At 45.0% G+C, this 18,079-nt stretch carries 10 protein-coding genes and 2 pseudogenes; 5 read left to right on the top strand and 7 right to left on the bottom strand.

Annotation, left to right across the window (positions count from 1 at the left end):
• Positions 1–8 precede the first annotated feature (8 nt).
• The 6 genes and pseudogenes from BWI96_RS19325 to BWI96_RS19295 all read right to left on the bottom strand — a co-directional run bounded on the left by BWI96_RS19325 (position 9) and on the right by BWI96_RS19295 (position 12,785).
• A complete protein-coding gene (locus BWI96_RS19325; RefSeq protein WP_106638163.1) occupies positions 9–1,724 on the bottom strand; it encodes a RagB/SusD family nutrient uptake outer membrane protein in 1,716 nt (571 codons plus the stop codon).
• A 15-nt stretch (positions 1,725–1,739) separates the two neighbouring features.
• Positions 1,740–4,886, bottom strand: coding sequence for a TonB-dependent receptor (locus BWI96_RS19320; protein WP_106638162.1), 3,147 nt, complete (start codon positions 4,884–4,886; stop codon positions 1,740–1,742).
• 179 nt (positions 4,887–5,065) lie between these two features.
• Positions 5,066–6,377 (bottom strand): annotated as a pseudogene (locus BWI96_RS19315) (sugar porter family MFS transporter).
• Between the two features lie 197 nt (positions 6,378–6,574).
• Positions 6,575–9,306: pseudogene (locus BWI96_RS19305) on the bottom strand (helix-turn-helix domain-containing protein); the annotation flags it as partial.
• A gap of 138 nt (positions 9,307–9,444) precedes the next feature.
• Positions 9,445–9,741: a DUF6787 family protein gene (locus BWI96_RS19300; RefSeq protein WP_106638159.1), complete on the bottom strand. Its 297-nt coding sequence runs from the start codon at positions 9,739–9,741 to the stop codon at positions 9,445–9,447.
• 647 nt (positions 9,742–10,388) lie between these two features.
• On the bottom strand, positions 10,389–12,785 hold the full coding sequence (locus BWI96_RS19295) for an outer membrane beta-barrel family protein (protein ID WP_106638158.1): 2,397 nt from the start codon (positions 12,783–12,785) through the stop codon (positions 10,389–10,391).
• A 231-nt stretch (positions 12,786–13,016) separates the two neighbouring features.
• Between BWI96_RS19295 and BWI96_RS19290 the strand changes: the two genes are divergently transcribed.
• Positions 13,017–14,054 (top strand): sensor histidine kinase, encoded by a 1,038-nt coding sequence (locus BWI96_RS19290; protein WP_106638157.1) that lies wholly within the window; start codon positions 13,017–13,019, stop codon positions 14,052–14,054.
• 514 nt (positions 14,055–14,568) lie between these two features.
• Positions 14,569–15,261: a LytTR family DNA-binding domain-containing protein gene (locus BWI96_RS19285; protein ID WP_232793816.1), complete on the top strand. Its 693-nt coding sequence runs from the start codon at positions 14,569–14,571 to the stop codon at positions 15,259–15,261.
• A gap of 48 nt (positions 15,262–15,309) precedes the next feature.
• Here the strand turns inward: BWI96_RS19285 and BWI96_RS19280 are convergent, their stop codons facing one another.
• Complete coding sequence (locus BWI96_RS19280) at positions 15,310–15,564, bottom strand: hypothetical protein (RefSeq protein ID WP_106638155.1); 255 nt, start codon at positions 15,562–15,564, stop codon at positions 15,310–15,312.
• A 668-nt stretch (positions 15,565–16,232) separates the two neighbouring features.
• On the opposite strand from BWI96_RS19280, the gene BWI96_RS21750 reads away from it, so the two are divergent.
• The 3 genes from BWI96_RS21750 to BWI96_RS19265 all read left to right on the top strand — a co-directional run bounded on the left by BWI96_RS21750 (position 16,233) and on the right by BWI96_RS19265 (position 17,759).
• Entirely contained in the window at positions 16,233–16,520 is a 288-nt protein-coding gene (locus tag BWI96_RS21750; RefSeq protein WP_157830454.1) for a hypothetical protein, read from the top strand.
• The gene (locus BWI96_RS19270; protein WP_106638153.1) at positions 16,517–17,308 is read left to right on the top strand and encodes a hypothetical protein; all 792 of its coding nucleotides are present in this window, start codon (positions 16,517–16,519) and stop codon (positions 17,306–17,308) included. Before BWI96_RS21750 ends, BWI96_RS19270 begins: the two co-directional genes overlap by 4 nt.
• Positions 17,309–17,525: 217 nt before the next feature.
• On the top strand, positions 17,526–17,759 hold the full coding sequence (locus BWI96_RS19265) for a hypothetical protein (RefSeq protein WP_106638152.1): 234 nt from the start codon (positions 17,526–17,528) through the stop codon (positions 17,757–17,759).
• Positions 17,760–18,079: the final 320 nt, after the last annotated feature.

The following is an 18,079-nucleotide window of genomic DNA, read 5'->3' as shown; positions in this document are numbered from 1 at the left end:
AAGGTAAATTAATAGCCTGGATTTTGAATATACAGACCTTTGGTAAAATTGATTTCACGCTGTGGAATAGGCAGGTACTCATCACGGCCCGCCGTAAAACTGGCTCCACTTAGGAAGGAATGTCTGGTTTTTTCTTTAGCCAGATAGTTATTCAGCGTTTCTGCGGCAATGCCCCAGCGAACCAGATCAAAGAAGCGAGGACTTTCCAAAGCAAATTCCAGTCGGCGTTCCCATTGCAAAGCCCGACGGGCATACGACTGAGTCCAGCCCGAAGCATCGTATGTTTTAATCAGATATTTGGATGGATCACTACCGTCGGCTTTCTTGGTGCGGCCCGTACTGGCGGCGGCCCGGGTTCTGATTTTGTTAATCAGCGGACGAGCTAACTCGGGCTGACCCAGTTCAATGTATGCTTCGGCCTGCCAGAGTAATACATCGGCGTAACGAATGACGTCCACATTCTTTGCTACACCAATGAATGGCCCCTGCTTTTTAAAGAATTGACTCGTCGCCAATTGCTGTTCTTTCATACTCTGAAAATAGCCATATACTCCCGGATCGCGAACCCAACTGTTGCTGTAAGGTAAGCTGGCATTATACTTGTAAGGGTGACCATCAATACCAATCGAGTGATCCACGCGAGGGTCTACCGTGGCCGTTTTGAAATCAATTTCGGTGGCATTAAACGAATCAAACTTGGGCAAACCATTGGCATCCGTTCCGAAGGCATTAGCTAAATTCTGGCTAGGCTGGTGAAAGCCGCAGCAACCGTACTGAGGTGCTCCGTGCGGGTAATTGAGCCCGTTTTCAGTATTCAAACGTCCCAGCGTAGTTCCGTCATTGATGGAAAACTGAATTGCAAAAACGGATTCGATGCCATTATCAAATTCGGGCAGAAAGTTCTGGGCAAAGTCAGAATGGAGGTCATACTTGCCCGAACTGATTACTTTCTGGGTTAATTCTACTACCTGCTGTAAACGCGTACGGTTAATGTTCGTAACCTGATGTTTGTCATTCTGTTCGTAGGCCTGATACAGTCGAGTCTTGGCCAGGTAAGCCGCCGCTGCGTACTGGTTGGCACGACCCGGCTGGCTTTGCGAAACGGGCAGGTTATCCAGAGCATATTGGAAATCAGTAGCAATTTTATCCCACAAGGCATCATTCGTACCCTGGCGGTTAGAAGTAGCCAAGATTTGGTCGTTACTCAACGTTTCATCGACGTAAGGAATGTTCTTGAAGAGCATTTTCAGCATAAAGTGTGAATGCCCCCTCAGGAAACGCAATTCCGCCAGACGCGTCTTTTTCGATGGAAAATCCGTGTCGGATAAATTAGTCAGCGAGCGAATGCCTACGTTGGCCCTGGAAATAGCCTTATAATAGTTCTCCCAAGTTAAGGGGTGATAAAACCCGCCGCCCTGCTGAGCCTGCGTGAGGTTATACTGCTCGTAGAAGTTAATATCCTGCAAGTCAGCAACGCCGCCGCCGCCTTTATACGCATCGTCCGAACGAACACTGCCGTACACCCACATGCTGGCAATGGGACCAATCATATCGGCATTGCCAATACCGGCGTAGGCAGCAGTAACCAGAGCCTCGGCGTTGGAAGCGGACGTTACCTGGTCGGAAGAGAGCGTGCCCTTGGGCTGATACTCTAGAAAATTATTGCAGGAGGAAACCAGAGCGATTCCTGAAGCAAAAAGTATGGTGCGAAAAATAGTTTTCATAACAAATGAAGCGGTTTAGAAGGATACATTTAAACCAAACGTATAAGCACGGGGTACGGGAATGGCGTCCAGCGTGGTGCGTTCAGGATCAGGACCCTGGAAGCTTTTGCTTTTGATCCAGAACAGGTTTTCTCCCATTACGTAGAGTCGAACACTACCTAAGCCCCAGCCTTCCACGGTAGTCTTGGGTAACGTGTAACCAAGCTGAGCATTCCGTATTTTGAAATACGAAGTGTTTACGTTGAAATAATCCGAACTCCGCGTTTCATCATTGCCGTCCGACAGAGTCAAGGCAGGAACCGTTGAGGTGGGGTTCTGAGGTGTCCAGGCTCTGAAAACACCGGGGCCTACGTTATCACGTCCACGAATGAAGTCATTGTAGAAGGTATACGGATCAAAACCCGTGCGACCCGCAATACCCGATCCGAAGAGGGAGAAATCGAAGTTTTTATACCCCAGATCAATGCGGGCACTGTATTCCAGACCCGGTAAGGTAGTTCCGAAAAACTCCTGATCCAGAGCGTTAATAACCCCGTCGTTGTTGAGATCCCGGTAACGAATCCGACCCGGAGCAGCACCTACCTGCTTGGCGTGGCCGTCTACTTCCGACTGACTCTGGAAAATGCCATCCGTGCGATAACCAAACAAATCCAACTGGGAATGACCAATGATGGTAGTCACGGCATTACCTGCAAATGCGGAACGAACCTCTTCGGGAAGCACCGTGATTTTATCGCGGAAACGGCTGAAGTTTGCGAAAACGCTATAGGTAAAGTCCCCCACGGGCTTGCCGTTATAACCCAGCGATAATTCGAAACCCTTGTTGGTTTTAGTGGCTCCATTGACAAACCGCAACTGACCTTCGCCCACCGCTGAAGCAACGGGAGGTTTGATGAGGATGTCTCGCGTTTCACGACTGAATACGTCCAGTGATCCATAGAGGCTTCCATTCAGGAAAGCAAAATCCAGACCGACGTTAAGCTCATCCGTCGTTTCCCACTTGAGAGCCGTGTTTGCACCCTGAGTCTGCACGAATCCCGAAGGTAAGGTACCGCTCTTGGAGCCATTCAAATCATAGGCCGTTCCGACGTTCCAGTATTGGTCAAAGAAGGCGTCATGGCCATTGGTTACCTGTGAAGCCAGCGTTCCGTAACGTGATTCAAATAAGCCAAAGCGAGCTAAGTCCCCAATATCCTGATTACCAATTCGTCCGACGCCCGCCCGTAACTTCAGGTTACTAAACAGCTTGGAATTAGCCAGAAACGCTTCGCGGTCAATCCGCCAGCCAATGGAAGCGGCAGGAAAAAAGCCGTATCGGTTCTGAGATCCGAAGCGGGAAGATCCATCCCGGCGAAGGGTTAAGGCTGCCAGGTAACGATCACTAAAGGCATAATCGAGTCGGGCGAACTGTGAGAGTAACCGACTGCCCGTAGACGTGCCCATGCTGCTGGCATTTCCCGAAGCCGCACTCAGCACAAAGTAATCTTCTGTTTGTACGGCAAAGTTTTCGCGATAGGACACCAGGGTTTCCTGATCATCTTTGATGGCCTCAACCCCTACCAGAGCATTTATTTTATGCGAACCAAAAGCCAGACTGTACCGCAAGGTATTCGTCCAGGTCAGGCTTAAAAACTTGGTATTCGTCAGCGTCATGTTATTGAGCGACCGCGAAATAAACCCTTCCGTAAACGATTGCTCGATATTTTTAAACGAGTAACCGGAATTATCCATGCCCACCGATGAACGGAAAATCAGGTTATTGACGGGCTCGATCTCCGCATAAACATTACCAAACAAAAAGGGTCGTCTGATTTTATCCCAGCGGTTAATGTATTGCATATGCAAGGGGTTATTCCGATCCGAATAACCAGAACCTAGTGGACCCGCATACTCACCCGTCGTGGTATAAACCGGAATGGTAGGAGCCAGGGTAACGGCTAATCCCGGCACTCTAGCTCCACCTAAATCAGTTGCCACGGGTGTTTCTTTGGAAGTGGTGGCTTGAAGGTTCACTCCAAACTTGAATCGTCCGTCCCATTTGCTAGTCATGGCATTAACGCGGCCCGTTATACGTTCATAATCGGTAAAGCGTAACATACCCGAATTTTTCAGGTAACTCAGGTTAACGGCAATGGAAGAGTTTGACGTTCCGCTGGAAATCGTCAAATCCTGATTCGTCACAACGCCCGTTTTGTATACTTCTTTTTGCCAGTCGGTATTTCCTGCCGGAACGTTCGTATTGCCTCCCACATAAGGTTTCACCGTTACACTGTTCAGCACTGGGTTATTAAAATCACGATTCCAGTCAAACGAATAGATGTCTCCGTAACCCGAAGCCGGGTCCACTTTATCATTCACCGAAGCCTGCCATAAAGCTCGTCCCCGATCAACGGAATTCAGCATTTTGAAACGTTCAGGTTTCTCAGATTGGGTAGTAATGCTACTATTCAGTTGCACGTGTACTTTTCCATCCGTACCAGCTCCGTTTTTAGTGGTAACAATGATCACTCCATTGGATGCCCGGGAACCATAAATCGATGCAGAAGAAGCGTCTTTCAGCACCTGAACCGACTGAATAACACTGGCATTCAAACTCTGAAAAACCTGACTCCGCTTGGTAGGCACGCCGTCAATAATGTATAAAGGATCATTATTACCCAGCGTATTCGCCCCACGAATCAGAATTCGGCTGCTTTCCCCCGAAGGTGTTCCCGTTTTCTCAATGTATAAACCTGGTACGCGGCCCTGCAACGCCTGCATGGGGTTACCAGAACTGGTATTTTTGATGGTAGCAACTTCCACTACCGCTACCGCACCCGTCAAGTCTTCTTTTTTGGAAGAGGTATAGCCCAGCACCACCACTTCTGACAGTTGCTGGCCTTCCACCATAGCAACGGAAACATTGGTTAACCCGGAAACTGGTACATCTTGAGTAGTATAACCAATGTACGAAACCTTGATAGTGGTTACAGTAGCGGGAATATTTAACGAAAATTTTCCCTGTGCATCAGTCGTCGTTCCAGCGGTGCTTCCCACTCCAAGAATGCTGGCTCCCACGAGAGCTTCATTGGTTTTGGCATCGGTCACTGTTCCCGTCAATACCCGCTGAGCAAAGGCCAGTTGCGAACTGAGGAACAGCCATAAAAATAGAAGATTCTTCATAGCTATTAATGGTTAGAGTAAGGAGTAAAGTCGTTAGGGATGAGTAAAGGGAGATACACCTTTTCCCTGGAGGGTGTAAACACAGGGCATACCAAACCCAGGCACGTGCGGAACGTGCGGAGTAACAGATTCATAGGATTAGAAGTAGTTAAGTAACTGTTTAGGGTTTTGTTAAAGCATTAATGGATGACTAAGGTTTTGTCCATTTGTTCCAGACTGGTTCCTTTCGTTTCGGGCATGATTCGCCAAACGAAAATTAGCTGTAGAAACATCATGATGGCAAAGAAGGAAAAGGTGTGTCCACCGCCCAGTTGTTCGGATAGGTACGGGAACGTGAAGGCAATGAGAGCCGCCATAAACCAGTGGGTAAAACTTCCGAGAGCCTGGCCTTTGGCACGAACACTGTTCGGAAAAATTTCGGAGATAAACACCCAGATCACGGCTCCCTGTGAGAAAGCGAAGAAAGCAATGTACACGAATAGGTAATAAGGAACGGCGTCGAATTGCTGGGTATAAAAAGCTCTCGCAACGAGTGCCAGCGTACCAATCACGCCGAAAGATCCGATGAGCATCAGGGTACGGCGACCAAAGCGATCAATGAAATTCATGGCCAGTAACGTAAAGCAGAAGTTTACCAGCCCGATTCCGGTGGTTGAAAGCAGGGAAGAACTTTTCTCAAAGCCAGCCATTTCAAAAATTCGTGGAGCGTAATAGATGATCGCATTAATACCCGAAACCTGATTAAAGAAGGCAAATACCACGGCCAGAAAGACGGGAAAGCGGTTCGATTTTGCCCAGAGGTTTTCTGATTGTTCGCTATTCGCAAATTGACTGGCTTCAATGGCGATTACATCTTCTCTGAACGTGTCAGGGTTAATGATCTGCAAAATTTGCGGGCTTCTTCCACTTTACCCAACTTGGTAATCAACCAACGTGGGCTTTCGGGAACGCCGAGTAATAACAACAAGAACAGTAAAGAGGGAACCGCCTGTACGCCCAGCATCCAACGCCAGGCATTTTCACCGATGCCTTCAAATGCGTAGTTGGAAAGATAGGCTACCAGAATTCCAAACACCACGTTGGTTTGAAACAAAGCAACCATCCGGCCCCGGGAACGGGCTGGTGAAATTTCGGAGATATATAAAGGAGCGGTAACAGAGGAGGCCCTACGCCCAAACCGCCCAGAAAACGGAAAAATAAAAAAGGTAACCAGGTAGGTGACAAGGCCGCCCCCAGAGAGGAAATCAAATACAAAGCCGCTACCCCCAATAAGGTTTTGCGACGACCCAGACGATCCGAAGGAATGCCTCCTAATAAGGCTCCTACAACCGTCCCAATTAAAGCGATGGAAACGGTGAGACCGTGTTCGAAGACATTAAGGTTCCAGATTACCTGAATGGCTCGCTCGGCACCCGAGATGACAGCCGTATCAAAACCGAAGAGGAAACCTCCTAATGCAATGACAATTGACCAGAGAAAGACTTTTTTCATACGAGGAATTTTTCAACAAATCTGTCCGCTTTATTCCTTTCGATAATTAAATCCAATCTCAAAATAATTAAACTTTGATACTTCCCGACCATTCCCAGTTAAAAGGCTCAAAAACAGAACTATTGTATTATTTTTATATTAAATTGACTTGCAAAGTATTTCAATCACGTTACCTCCCTTTCAATTTTGTTACATGATCAATTTTTCTGGTGCAAATTTTTAAAGTCAGAGGGTGAAATATTGTATTTGGCTTTAAAGGCCGTTGAAAAATAAGTGGGAGATGAAAAGCCTACCTGATAGGCTACCTCCGCAATGGTGATGCTTTGGGTGGCTAATAATTCACGGGCTTTGGTTAAGCGAATGTTCTGAATGAAATCAGTAACGCCGCAATCCAGCAGAGCTTTGACTTTTCGATAAAGCTGCACGCGGGAAAGCCCCATGTCCCGAGCTAGTTCCTCCACGCTTAAATCCGATCGATTCACATTTTTCTCGACCAGAGCCCCCAGCTCCTGAATAAATTTGCGATCTACTTTTTGAGAAGCAGGTACGGTGGTGTCAATTGATAACTCCCGCCGAAAATGCTCCCTCACAAGCTGGCGGTTTCTCAACAGGGTTTTTAAACTTTCCAGTAAGAACGTTGGGTCAAAAGGCTTGGTTAGATAAAGATCGGCCCCCGCCTGCACGCCTTCCAGTTGCTGTTCCTGAGCCGTTCGGGCTGTTAACAGCACAATGGGAATGTGGGACGTTCGCCAATCCTGCTTTAAAGTATCTACCAGATTCACGCCCGAAGTGCCGGGCATCATCACATCCGAAACAATAAGATCAGGTAAGGCATCAATTGCCGTATTCAGGCCACTTGAACCATCGGCAGCTTCCAGAACCTGGAAGTGAGGTTTAAGTTTCCGAGTCAGAAACGTTCGCAATTCCAGATTATCTTCAATCAGCAATACACTGGCGGCCTGAGGATTGGACGTGCTTTCCACTTCAGGAACTAATTCGCCCGTAGTCCAGTCAGGATCTGCCACTGAAGGCTCAGGTAATACTTCATCCTGAGCATAGACGGGTTTTCCGGCAGGTAAACTGATTTCAAAGCTACTGCCTTTACCCAACTGACTCCGAACACCAATGGTCCCGTGATGAAGCTGAATCAATTCTTTTGCCAGGGCCAAACCAATACCCGAACCCACACTAGCGGATTCGTTCCCCTGATAAAACCATTCAAAGACGCGTTTTGCTGTTCTTCACTCAGGCCCGGCCCGGTATCTTCAACCGTTAATCGAATGGTATCATCCGTAGACTGCGTTTGCAGCACGATAGTTATACTTCCATGATCCGGCGTAAACTTGAATGCGTTTGACACCAGGTTAACAATTACCTTATCAAGCAGATTTGCGTCGAACCAGGCATTGATTAGGGCGTCTGCGGGTAGAAACCGCAAGTGTATGCCTCGCTGCTGGGCCGTTTTTTCAAAAGCTTGAAGTAACGTTCGGGTAAAACTCACCAGATCATACTGTGCAACCCGCAAGGGCATTTTGCCCACTTCGATTTTCCGAAAATCAATAAGCTGGTTAATCAGTTTTAACAACCAGCGGGCATTTCGCTGAATAACTTCCAGGTCTTTCCGTTGGTTGCTTCCTGCCGGAGCCGCGGCTAATAACTCATCAATCGGACCTAAAATCAGGGTTAGTGGCGTTCGGAGCTCGTGCGAGAAGTTGGTAAAAAAGCCCAGTTTGGCCTCCGTGGATTGCCGGGCCTGTTCGGCCAATTCCGAAATCGTATTTCGTTGAGCCGATATTTCTTCGTTCTGGTTTTTCAGTTGCTGAGTAATCCGGCGGTTGGAACGTAAAGATTTATACGCAATCCCGGCGAACACTACCGCCGTTAATAAGGACGCACCTAAAATGTATAAAACCGTCTGCTGACTATCATAAAGACGATTTTGTTCTTCAATACGGACTTGCTGCTTCTGGATGTCCTGCCGCTGATCGACGATTTTCTCGGACTGCTGTTTGAGAATATGAACATTTGAAGAATCGATGACCAGCGTACCCAGGATGTTTTCTTTGGCATAAGATTCATTATCCAGAATTTTCAGGGCTGTCCGAATGGCTTCTTCCCCACCCGTAGGATATAACAAGGTCGCCTTGAATATGCCGTCTTCCACAAATTGCAGGCCGCCTTTCGGACCTGACAGCCCGTCTACGCCTACAATCTTTACCTGATGCTCAATGCCTAAAGCTTTACAAACCTGATAAGCCCCCAAAGCCATTCGGTCATTCTGAGCAAAAATCAGATTAACATCGGGATTCTTTTTCAGCACTTCCGGCAGACGTTTCATGACGTAAGGACGTTCCCAGTCCCCATTTAAACTAGGCATTAACTCTATACCCGGGTATTTTCGAAGAGCTTGCGAAAACGCCTGATGTCGTTCGCTGGCCGCCGAAGCACTGGGTGTTCCGGTAATCTCTAATACCTTACCCTGCTTTTGCAGCAGTTCTCCCACATATAACCCCGCCGTTTGACCAATTTGCAGATTGTCTCCGCCTACATAAGCCGTAAATAGTTTAGAGTTAGTCCGCCGATCTACAATAATAACTGGGATGCCCTGGTTAAAAACCTCTTCTACAACGGGGGTAATGGGTTGAGCCTCGTTAGGCGAAATGATAAGTAAGTCGATCTTGGAAGCCACCAGCTCCCGGATCTGCTGAATCTGAAGCTGACTATCGTCATGAGCATCTTTCATCAGTAGCTTTACCTGCGGGTGAAAGCTCAGCTCCTTTTCCATTCCCTCCAACATGGCTTTTCGCCAGTCGTCCCCATGGGTGCACTGGGCAAAACCGATGGTATAGGGCTTTTCTTTTTCAGCAGTAGAGCACCCTACTATAAAAACAAAACTCAGGGAAAGAATAACTTGGGAGAACGTACGCACGTTTTTTCATGATTTTAATCATACAAAGTAAGAATAAATCCTGAAAAAAGTAACTACGCTGAGTCTACTTGTTCAACCAAACAAAACGGGAGCTGCTCCTGATTGGAACAGCTCCCGTTTCTATACTTCCATGAAGACCTAGCGATTGAAAACGCGGGCAAATAATTTCTTTTCCTTTTTCCAGAAAAAATCAAACTGTCCGAGAATAAAACCGTAGAATAACAGCAATAATTGATAGGTAGGAAAAATGAAAACAATGTAGGTAACCGTCTTGAGCCAGAGCGGCGTTTCGTCAGTGTAGTTAAGCAACCAGAAAAGTCCTTTGCGACACCAAACCACGGAGCTACCCGCAAATGTAAATACAGCCAGAATGGCCCAGAGTTGTGTCATCGAGTCTAGCTCCCACTTCTCTTTTAGCCGATCTTTCCAATTCATGCTGCCTTAATTAATGGTTAGTAAACAATGCTGCAAATATACCTCATCTGGTTTTGAAACGAATCGATTCATTTAATCATTTCGTTAAAAGCGGTCTAAAATGTGTAATTGAAGACTTTGATACGAATCGGAAGGCGTTTCCTCCCTTGGCTTTGCTAGGGCTGACAGGCTTATGACAATGGTAGGTGGAACCTGCCTGATCGTAGGAATGAGATGGAATCTCGCACCAGTGAGGTAGTAAAGTCTCCTAACACCCTCGCAGTCGCTCGGCTCTAGCCGATGTTAGCAAGCCTGTTTTTTGCTGGGGTAAGATGTTCTCTGGCTCTCTACTATCTCGCATCCTACCGGCCAGAGGCCTAGAGCTAAGTAGTCACTCGGCCAGAGCCGAGCGACTGCAGCAACAACCCCGGAGGGGTTCAATATTAGTAGCCCCGGATGAAATCCGGGGAAGCAACAGAAACTTTCCCGAGCCCAAGTAAGGTCGCAAAGGTCATTAGATCCTTTGCTTCATTCTGGATGACAGACGCTGTTAATAAAGTATTGATGAATCATTCAGGTATGAGCGTAAGTTATCATTACTAACCATGTCCCCGGATTTCATCCGGGGAAACAACATTCATTAGACAATTTCTTAACGATAAGAAACATCAGTTCACCCGTCCTTTTTCCTCTTCAGCGGTATCTACCTTACCTCGCTTCCTGCTTTCTTTTCCAAATCGATACGTAAAGGCTAATCCTATCCGACGGGTATCCATCCGCATTTCGTGGTATTGATCGGCCTGTCGTAAACTTTGAATGTAATCCCGTTGAATCCAGGTTCGGAATACATCCTCGGCATTGACCCGGATGCTAGCCTTATCCTTCCAAAGTTTCTTCTGAACACCCGCATTGAGGCTATACCGTGACTTTAAGTGTACCTGCCCATTAATACTCGGCCCGGAGTACATCGCACTTAATTCGGCACTCCAGCTTTTTGTGATTTTAAACTGGTTTTGCAGATTGATCCGTCCCGTTAATAACTGGGAATCTACTTTTTCACCGTACAAAACAGTATTCATTATCGAAAGGCGAACCAGTGACCCGGAAAGGTTGGACATCCACCACGAAGCAGGGTTAAGGTTCAAATACGGATTTAAAGACATTAACTGGCCAATGGCGACGTTGGCAGAACGAGAAATGAAAATATCGCCCTGAGCTTCCGTAGACTCAAAGAAAATATCCCGGAATCGGCTGTATTGGGCACTCAGTCCCCAGCTTTGCTTATGCTGGAATTTGAGTTCCACTTGCTGTATAAAGGCGGGTTTGAGATTAGGGTTTCCCGTTGAATACGAGTAATTATCCCGGTAAAATAAAAAGGGATTCAATTGGTTATAACCCGGTCGGTTAATACGACGACTGGCACTTAAAATCAGCGAGTTGCCCCCCGTGCTATCCAGTTTATAACTCAGGTATGCATTCGGAAACAGGCTGACATAATTTCTTGAAAAACGGCTTTCCTCCCACTCCCGATTCGCCAATTGATGGCCGCTCATCAGCGTTTGTTCCAGGCGTAACCCACCCTGCATTTGCCAGCGACCCAGCGTTTTTCTGGCATTCAGGTAAGCCGCCGCAATTCGCTCATCATAAATAAAGTGATTCGACTTCCGGTCATCCACCAGTAACTGATTATCAACCATCCGCAAATAACGATAATCATTATCATTACGAATAAAACTCCACTTAGCTCCCGCCTCAATCAACCCTTTAGAGAATGGATAGGTATAATCCGTTTTAGCGGAATAAATGGATAAAAAAGCAGGCAGCTGGTACTGGAAATTCGCCTGATAAAAATTATCAATTTTCTGATTTTCAATACTTTGAAAGGCCTGCGTATGGTAGGCAATGTAGTTCACATCCGCCGAGAGCTCATGCCCTTTGGTATTAAACTGATGCAATACATGCAGGTTAGTACCCAGATTATATCGGTCTGAAGTACCCGTTACCGATCCCCTGCCCGTCGAATCGAGCTGAGTACTAAAACTGTTACTCGCATAGGTTAATCCTTCTCGTTTGGGATTATTCGTGTAGTTAATTAAAAAACCAAGACTTGTTTTCTGGGATAACGTATAGTCTAATCCCAAACGAGCCATAAAGGCATGTCCCCGCAACCAGCTTCGGTTTTGTAATTGTACCTTTTGGATGGGATTACCCGCTTCATCCGTGATGGTTCGATCAAAAAATTCACGGCTTTGATTCGCATCTTTCGAATAAGACAAAGTACTCGTCAGGCTGACTTTTTTCTGATTGTAATTTAACGATACACTATGGTTCATTCGCGTCGTCCAGCCCTGATTATAGCCCACAGCAGCGTTGCCGTTCATCCCTTTCAATCGGTTTTTCTTGAGTCGAATATTAATAATTGCTCCGCCAGCGGCATCATACTTCGTAGACGGATTGGTCATTAACTCCAGCCGATCCAGGGTTCCGCCGGGTAACGATTTCAGGTAATCCAGCAGATCTCGGCCTGACAAATACGTCGGTCTTCCATCCACGTAGACCGTTACGCTGCTCATCCCGTTCAGGCGAATCGTTCCATCCTGATCTACACTTACTCCGGGCGTTTTTTCCAGAATATCCAGCGAATGGCTGCTGGCACTACCCAGCATCGCATCCACGTTAATGATCGTTTTATCAAGTTCGTGCTCCATCAAAGGGCGTTTTCCTGCCACCGTAACTTCCTTCAACTCCGTTGATTTTGCAGGTTTCAAAGTAATGATAAATCCTGTAACCGACTTCGAAAGCTGTATGCTTCGCTGAAGGGTTTCGTAAGAAAGAGCAGTCACTAAAACCTGGTAATGACCCGCAGGTAGTCCAGCCCATTGAAATGAGCCATCGGCAGAGGCGGTCGTTCCCTTCAATACTAATGAATCTTTCATTAATCGAAGCGTTGCTCCCGGAATGGCTTGTTGCTGAGCATCCAGCACCTTTCCCCTAAACTGAAAAGTGGAATCCTGAGACCAGGAAGTAAAAGGCCAAAAAGCAAGAAATAAAAATAGATATCTCATGTGACGATAAAGTGAATGATTTTCGTCAGCGAAAGTGTATATCTATGGGGGCTACCAGAAATTTCAGGGCCAGACAGCCGCTCTTATAGGTCGAAAGACTGTTTTCGGCGGATTAACCCATTCAAAAGTCATTTTAAAGATTTCGTCAGGCATTCGACGGTGTATGTCAGGAAAGTTTACTTTAGAAAATAGGGTAACTGAATTTTGATTCCGAATTTGCAAAATCAGCATATGGAACATAAGAATGTCATTTCGGGTCTATACGAACCTAGTCCCCGCGTACTTGCCATAATTGCAGGCAGTATTGTTTTTATCATCTTTCTCCTCACGGAACGGTTTTATGATCGCCTATTACAAGGAAGATACGAAGATTTAGTCGCCGTCCTGACAGGATGCTGTTTTGTGGGGGGTATTTTTCTGGGAAGAATTCTATCTCAGTTATGGACGGGCTCTAATGCTCCTGTTTCCAATCGTCGTTTGATGAAATTACTGCTTAGCATTTTCCTATTAGTAATGTTCATCATTGCGGTACTATCATTACCCCTTCTGCCCGGCCTAGCCAGTCTGATTTTCCTGTTACCACCTTTTCTGGCTCTAAGTATCTGTATTGGTTTATTCATCAAGCAAGTACGAACCGGGTTAAGATATCAGTTAGCAGCCGTTCAGATTACAGCTGAGCAAAGCCAGAATGAATTGCAATTACTGCAATCGCAGCTCAGTCCGCATTTTTTATTTAATACCTTGAATAACCTCTATGGACTTTCCATCGCTGAGCCGGGTAAGGTGCCCCCGCTTATCCTGCAACTTTCCGATTTACTACGGTACTCTATATACGAAGCGAAAGAATTGTGGGTCCCTTTATCGGATGAGCTGGTTTATATTCACAACTACATAGAGTTTGAACGCATTCGCCTGGGTGAACGGCTGGACCTTACGCTAGCGATGGAGCATGTTCCCCCGAATTTGAAAATTGCTCCGATGTTACTGATTGTTTTCGTAGAAAACGCCTTCAAGCATTCCAAAAACACAACAGACCCTAAAATTAAAATCGAAATAGAACTTAAACTTTGGGGAAATGCGGTTTTGTTTTCCATCAAGAATACGTACGACGCCGATCAAAAACTCAATAATGAGATGAATAAACACAGTGGTTTAGGTTTGGAAAATGTCATGAAGCGGTTACAACTCTTGTACCCAGAAACCCATGAACTTTCCATTGATTCACAGGATGGTTGGTATAAAGTCATGTTGCAGTTGAGGATGAAGTAGGATGTTAGTTGTTAGCGGCCGCCGCTGCGGTTGTTAGTTGTTAGTTGTTAGTTGTTAGTTGTTAGTTGTTAGTTGTCAGTTGTCAGTTGTCAGTTGTCAGTTGTTTATCAAATAAATTTATTTCGCAAAAAATAGTCTTTGTCCTCCGCTGCCAGCGTGGCCCGGCCAGCTTTTTCGCTGATAGCACTAACTTAGGCTATGAGGTTCTATTAGGTGAGATAAGGAGTTGCTACCAGCGGAAAAGCTGGTCGGGCCACGTTGGTAGCGGCATGACCGAACTAAACTACTTTTTCAGCGAAACTGGAGGTATTTGGCTGCTACTGCTAACGTGTTACAGCCATATTTTTTACGATAATAGTAACTAACAGCAAAAGCTGGTCGGGCCACGTTAGTAGCGGCATGACCAAACTAAACTACCTTTTCAGCGAAACTGGATGGATTTGGCTACCGTTTAGTAAGTTAGCTGTTGTTTACAAACTATCTTTTATTACTTGACTGATTCCGTTTTATGCGAGTGGCGAAATGTCTTATTGTGGATGATGAACCCATTGCCCGACAAATCATCCAGACCTATTGTGATCATTTGCCGCAGGTACAGGTGATTGGGAGTTGTGGAAATGCTCTGGAAGCCAAGGCTTTTTTGCAGCGGGAAGACGTTGATATTTTATTTCTGGATATCAACATGCCCGTTTTAAGTGGAATCGCATTTTTAAAAACCTTACGCACCACTCCTCAGGTTATTTTTACTACAGCCTATAAAGAATACGCAGTAGATGCCTTTGATCTGGCCGCTTGTGATTATTTGCTAAAACCCTTTTCGCTGGAAAGGTTCATTGTTGCCATTGATAAGGCCACGGAACGTTTGCGTCCGATTGCACCGATTGAAATGCCTAAGACTGAAGATTTTGTTTTTATAAAATCGGAAGGAAGGATATATAAAGTCAGGTATGAAGATGTGTTATATGCCGAAGCCAATGGAAATTACACGAAGATTATTACCCATCATCAGACCTTATTGAGTAGCATGACGTTCACCCATGCCGAAGAACTCTTCTCAAACGCCCTTTTCCTGCGAATTCATCGTTCTTTTCTCATCAATAAAGCTCAGATCTCGCACATTGAAGGAAATCGGGTCTTTATTCATCACTTCGAAATTCCCATTGGGAGTAGTTACCGCGAACAATTCCTGAAAGACGTAGGCTTATAAAAAAAGAGCCGCCAAGATCGTTGACAGCTCTTTTTTGCGAGTCGTTACCTACTCGTCATCTTCTTTATCGTGACCTTCCAGTTTCACTAATTTGTTGTAAATACCTAATAATAGGAAAGGTGCTGCCCATTGGCCTACAAATAAGGCGGTGTGTTTATGTCCAGCAATTTTCAGACCTAATGAAGCTCCCATAGAAGCCAGTGAAGCCCAAAGAAAAATGTCTGAAGGTAATTTTGCGGTTTGTTCTTCAATTGCGGTTGCGACGGGTCCCTCTTTATGTTCGGGGTTGAAATCCTTAGCCATAATAACGTAAGTTGAGTTGGTTTTAAAATAGATTACCCCGCTTTAGAGTAAAGAAACATTCCAGCCCTCGAAAATGTACTTCTGCACTACCAGAAAGGCTGTTTAGATACATTGGTACCAAATAGTGAGACATATTTTTCACAGTAGTAAATTCCTACCTAGGTTATGAATCGGTAATCAGGGCTTATCATCGCAAAAGATATGGAACTCTGATCTTCAATTATATTTCCTTTAATTGGTAAGCCATTAGACAATGATTATTTTTGAAGCTTCACTTATATTCCCTTTAGCTATTCATGGGTTCATATACGTTCAGTAAGAAAATAAATAATTCGCTCCTTCCTATAACTTTTATTTATCTATTAATTCCGACTATTCTTTTTACTACTTTCTGGACTAAGCCCACAGTAGCAATATTTGCAGATTTAATTTTATTATTCGGAGCTTTTCTTGCACTATGGAATTACACATCTGTTTGCAAAGAAAAACAGGTTTCTCTCAGTCCTGCAACGTTATTTAGTTCATTCATTAGTTCCCTAATTTTTACCTACGTTAGTGGGGCTGGCGAGTTTATTAATCAGTTTTACGATTACCTTTTACATAATGCAAAATTCAACTTACTTACTGTAGATGACTGGCCCATTTATAACCCTAATCGAAAGGTTTATATGTGCTATTACCTGGGTTACTATTTAGTTCCATCCGGTTTAGGAAAATGGTTTGGTTTAGATTCGGTAAAATATATTTCTTTCGCCTGGCTGTGGTTTGGTTTATTTTTAAGTTTACTCTGGATTCATCAGATTTTCAAGTCGTTTAGTTTACTCAAGCGGACGGTTGCAACCTTCATGATCTGGTCGGGAGCTTATGTGGCGGTGATGATTCCCGTATTAGAAAAACTCTTCGACAAACCCTCCTTTCTAGGAAGTAACAGTGTTTTTATTGGCCGCGGCGAATGATGCTTCATTATTCTTCCATCCTTAAAAGTGTGGTTGAAGGGCCGCAGCACGCCATTACAGCTATTCTGGGTGGAGCTGTATTTATGGCTCTGGGCTGCACTAGTGCGAGTGTGGGCATTTTCAGCCTCTTTACCATTGGCAGCTTATTCTGGAGTCCTTTTGTTAGCATTGGCCTGGCTCCTTTCACGCTTTATACCTACTACCTTTATGTGACGGAAAGAGGCTTTATTGCTTTTATGAGAAAGCAGGTTCCCATGCTTGTGATGATGCTCATTGGTTTTTTGCCACTCGTATTATACACCCTGGGGTCATCCGCAACGCAGATGGATAGTAACCGATTTTTTACCCATACTACTGCTTCCTACCCCATTTTACTCTATGGCCTTTTTATAGTAGTATCCGCCGGAATCTGGATTCTTTTCTTTCGCAAAAGGTTATTTGAACTTGATGCAGCCATGGTCTGTATCTCTTACGGTACTTTATCTGTGCTGGCTTTGTTTCAGATAGGCTACTTTAATGACCTGAATAATAGAGCCAGTGTACCCGCCTTATTTATCATTGGTATAAGTATTATTTATCTCATTTTAAAATCATCCTTTAGCCGTCCTGTCAATCATTTATTACTGGCTGGACTAGCCTTCTGGTTATTAAATACGGCTAGTATTTTTACGTATCTTTATCAAACATTCATTACCGTTAATAAAGCTCCTGAAAATACTATTTCGAATCCTTATATCGTCATACCAATAATGACTATTATGATTATATGGAAATTTTATATCCTATGAATAGCCAGGAAGTCATTAAACAGTATTCGCTAAATTCTGAAAGTATATTTCAAAAATACCTACTTAGGAAGTCTGAAAATGATAATTAGCAAGCGTTCCATTCGGGGGCCTCTCTCTACAACAGTGGTGGCATTTTGACCCAGATTTTTCATTATTTTGCCCGGAACGTTTATTTCTCCAGTTCTAGCATTTAAAGTTCCCTTAATTATTTAATGCTATGAAACAAGACGAAATAAATGCGAAAAAGGCGGCAAGCCCCAATGGACTTACCGACCAATCTATCAAAGGAAATAGTGGAGTTTCTGCTGAAGTACCTTTAAAAGATGCACCTCCAGTGGATCGAATCGATGAGGAATATACGGATGGTGATGAATTAGATGCTCCTGTTCGTCAAAACAATCCTAATCGAAATTACGACAAGCCGGATTTAGATAAACCGCCCTATAGTTAACCAAGTAAGCGACGTAGAGACCTACGTCGCTTTTTTATTATGCTACGAAGACACTGTCTAAAATTTGTAATCGCCGTCTTCTACTGCGGGGGAACGAGTCTCGCTCCAGTCGTGATCATCCACATTTCCAACGCGGACTAACGGAGTTCCCAGGGCCAAGCAACCTGTCAAAATCTATAAGGTCCTTCGCTTCGCTCTGGATGACAGATCTGGGGATAAATGAACACCTCCTGACTATTCTCCGCAGTCGCTCGGCTCTGCCGAGTGACCACATAACTGTAGCCTCTGGCCGTCTCAGGCAAAGAAACTACCAGAAAGCG

This window comes from Siphonobacter sp. SORGH_AS_0500 (assembly GCF_002838835.1).
Lineage (GTDB): Bacteria > Bacteroidota > Bacteroidia > Cytophagales > Spirosomataceae > Siphonobacter.
The sequence above is the reverse complement of the archived record's forward strand: the minus strand, read 5'-3'. Positions and strand labels throughout refer to the sequence as shown.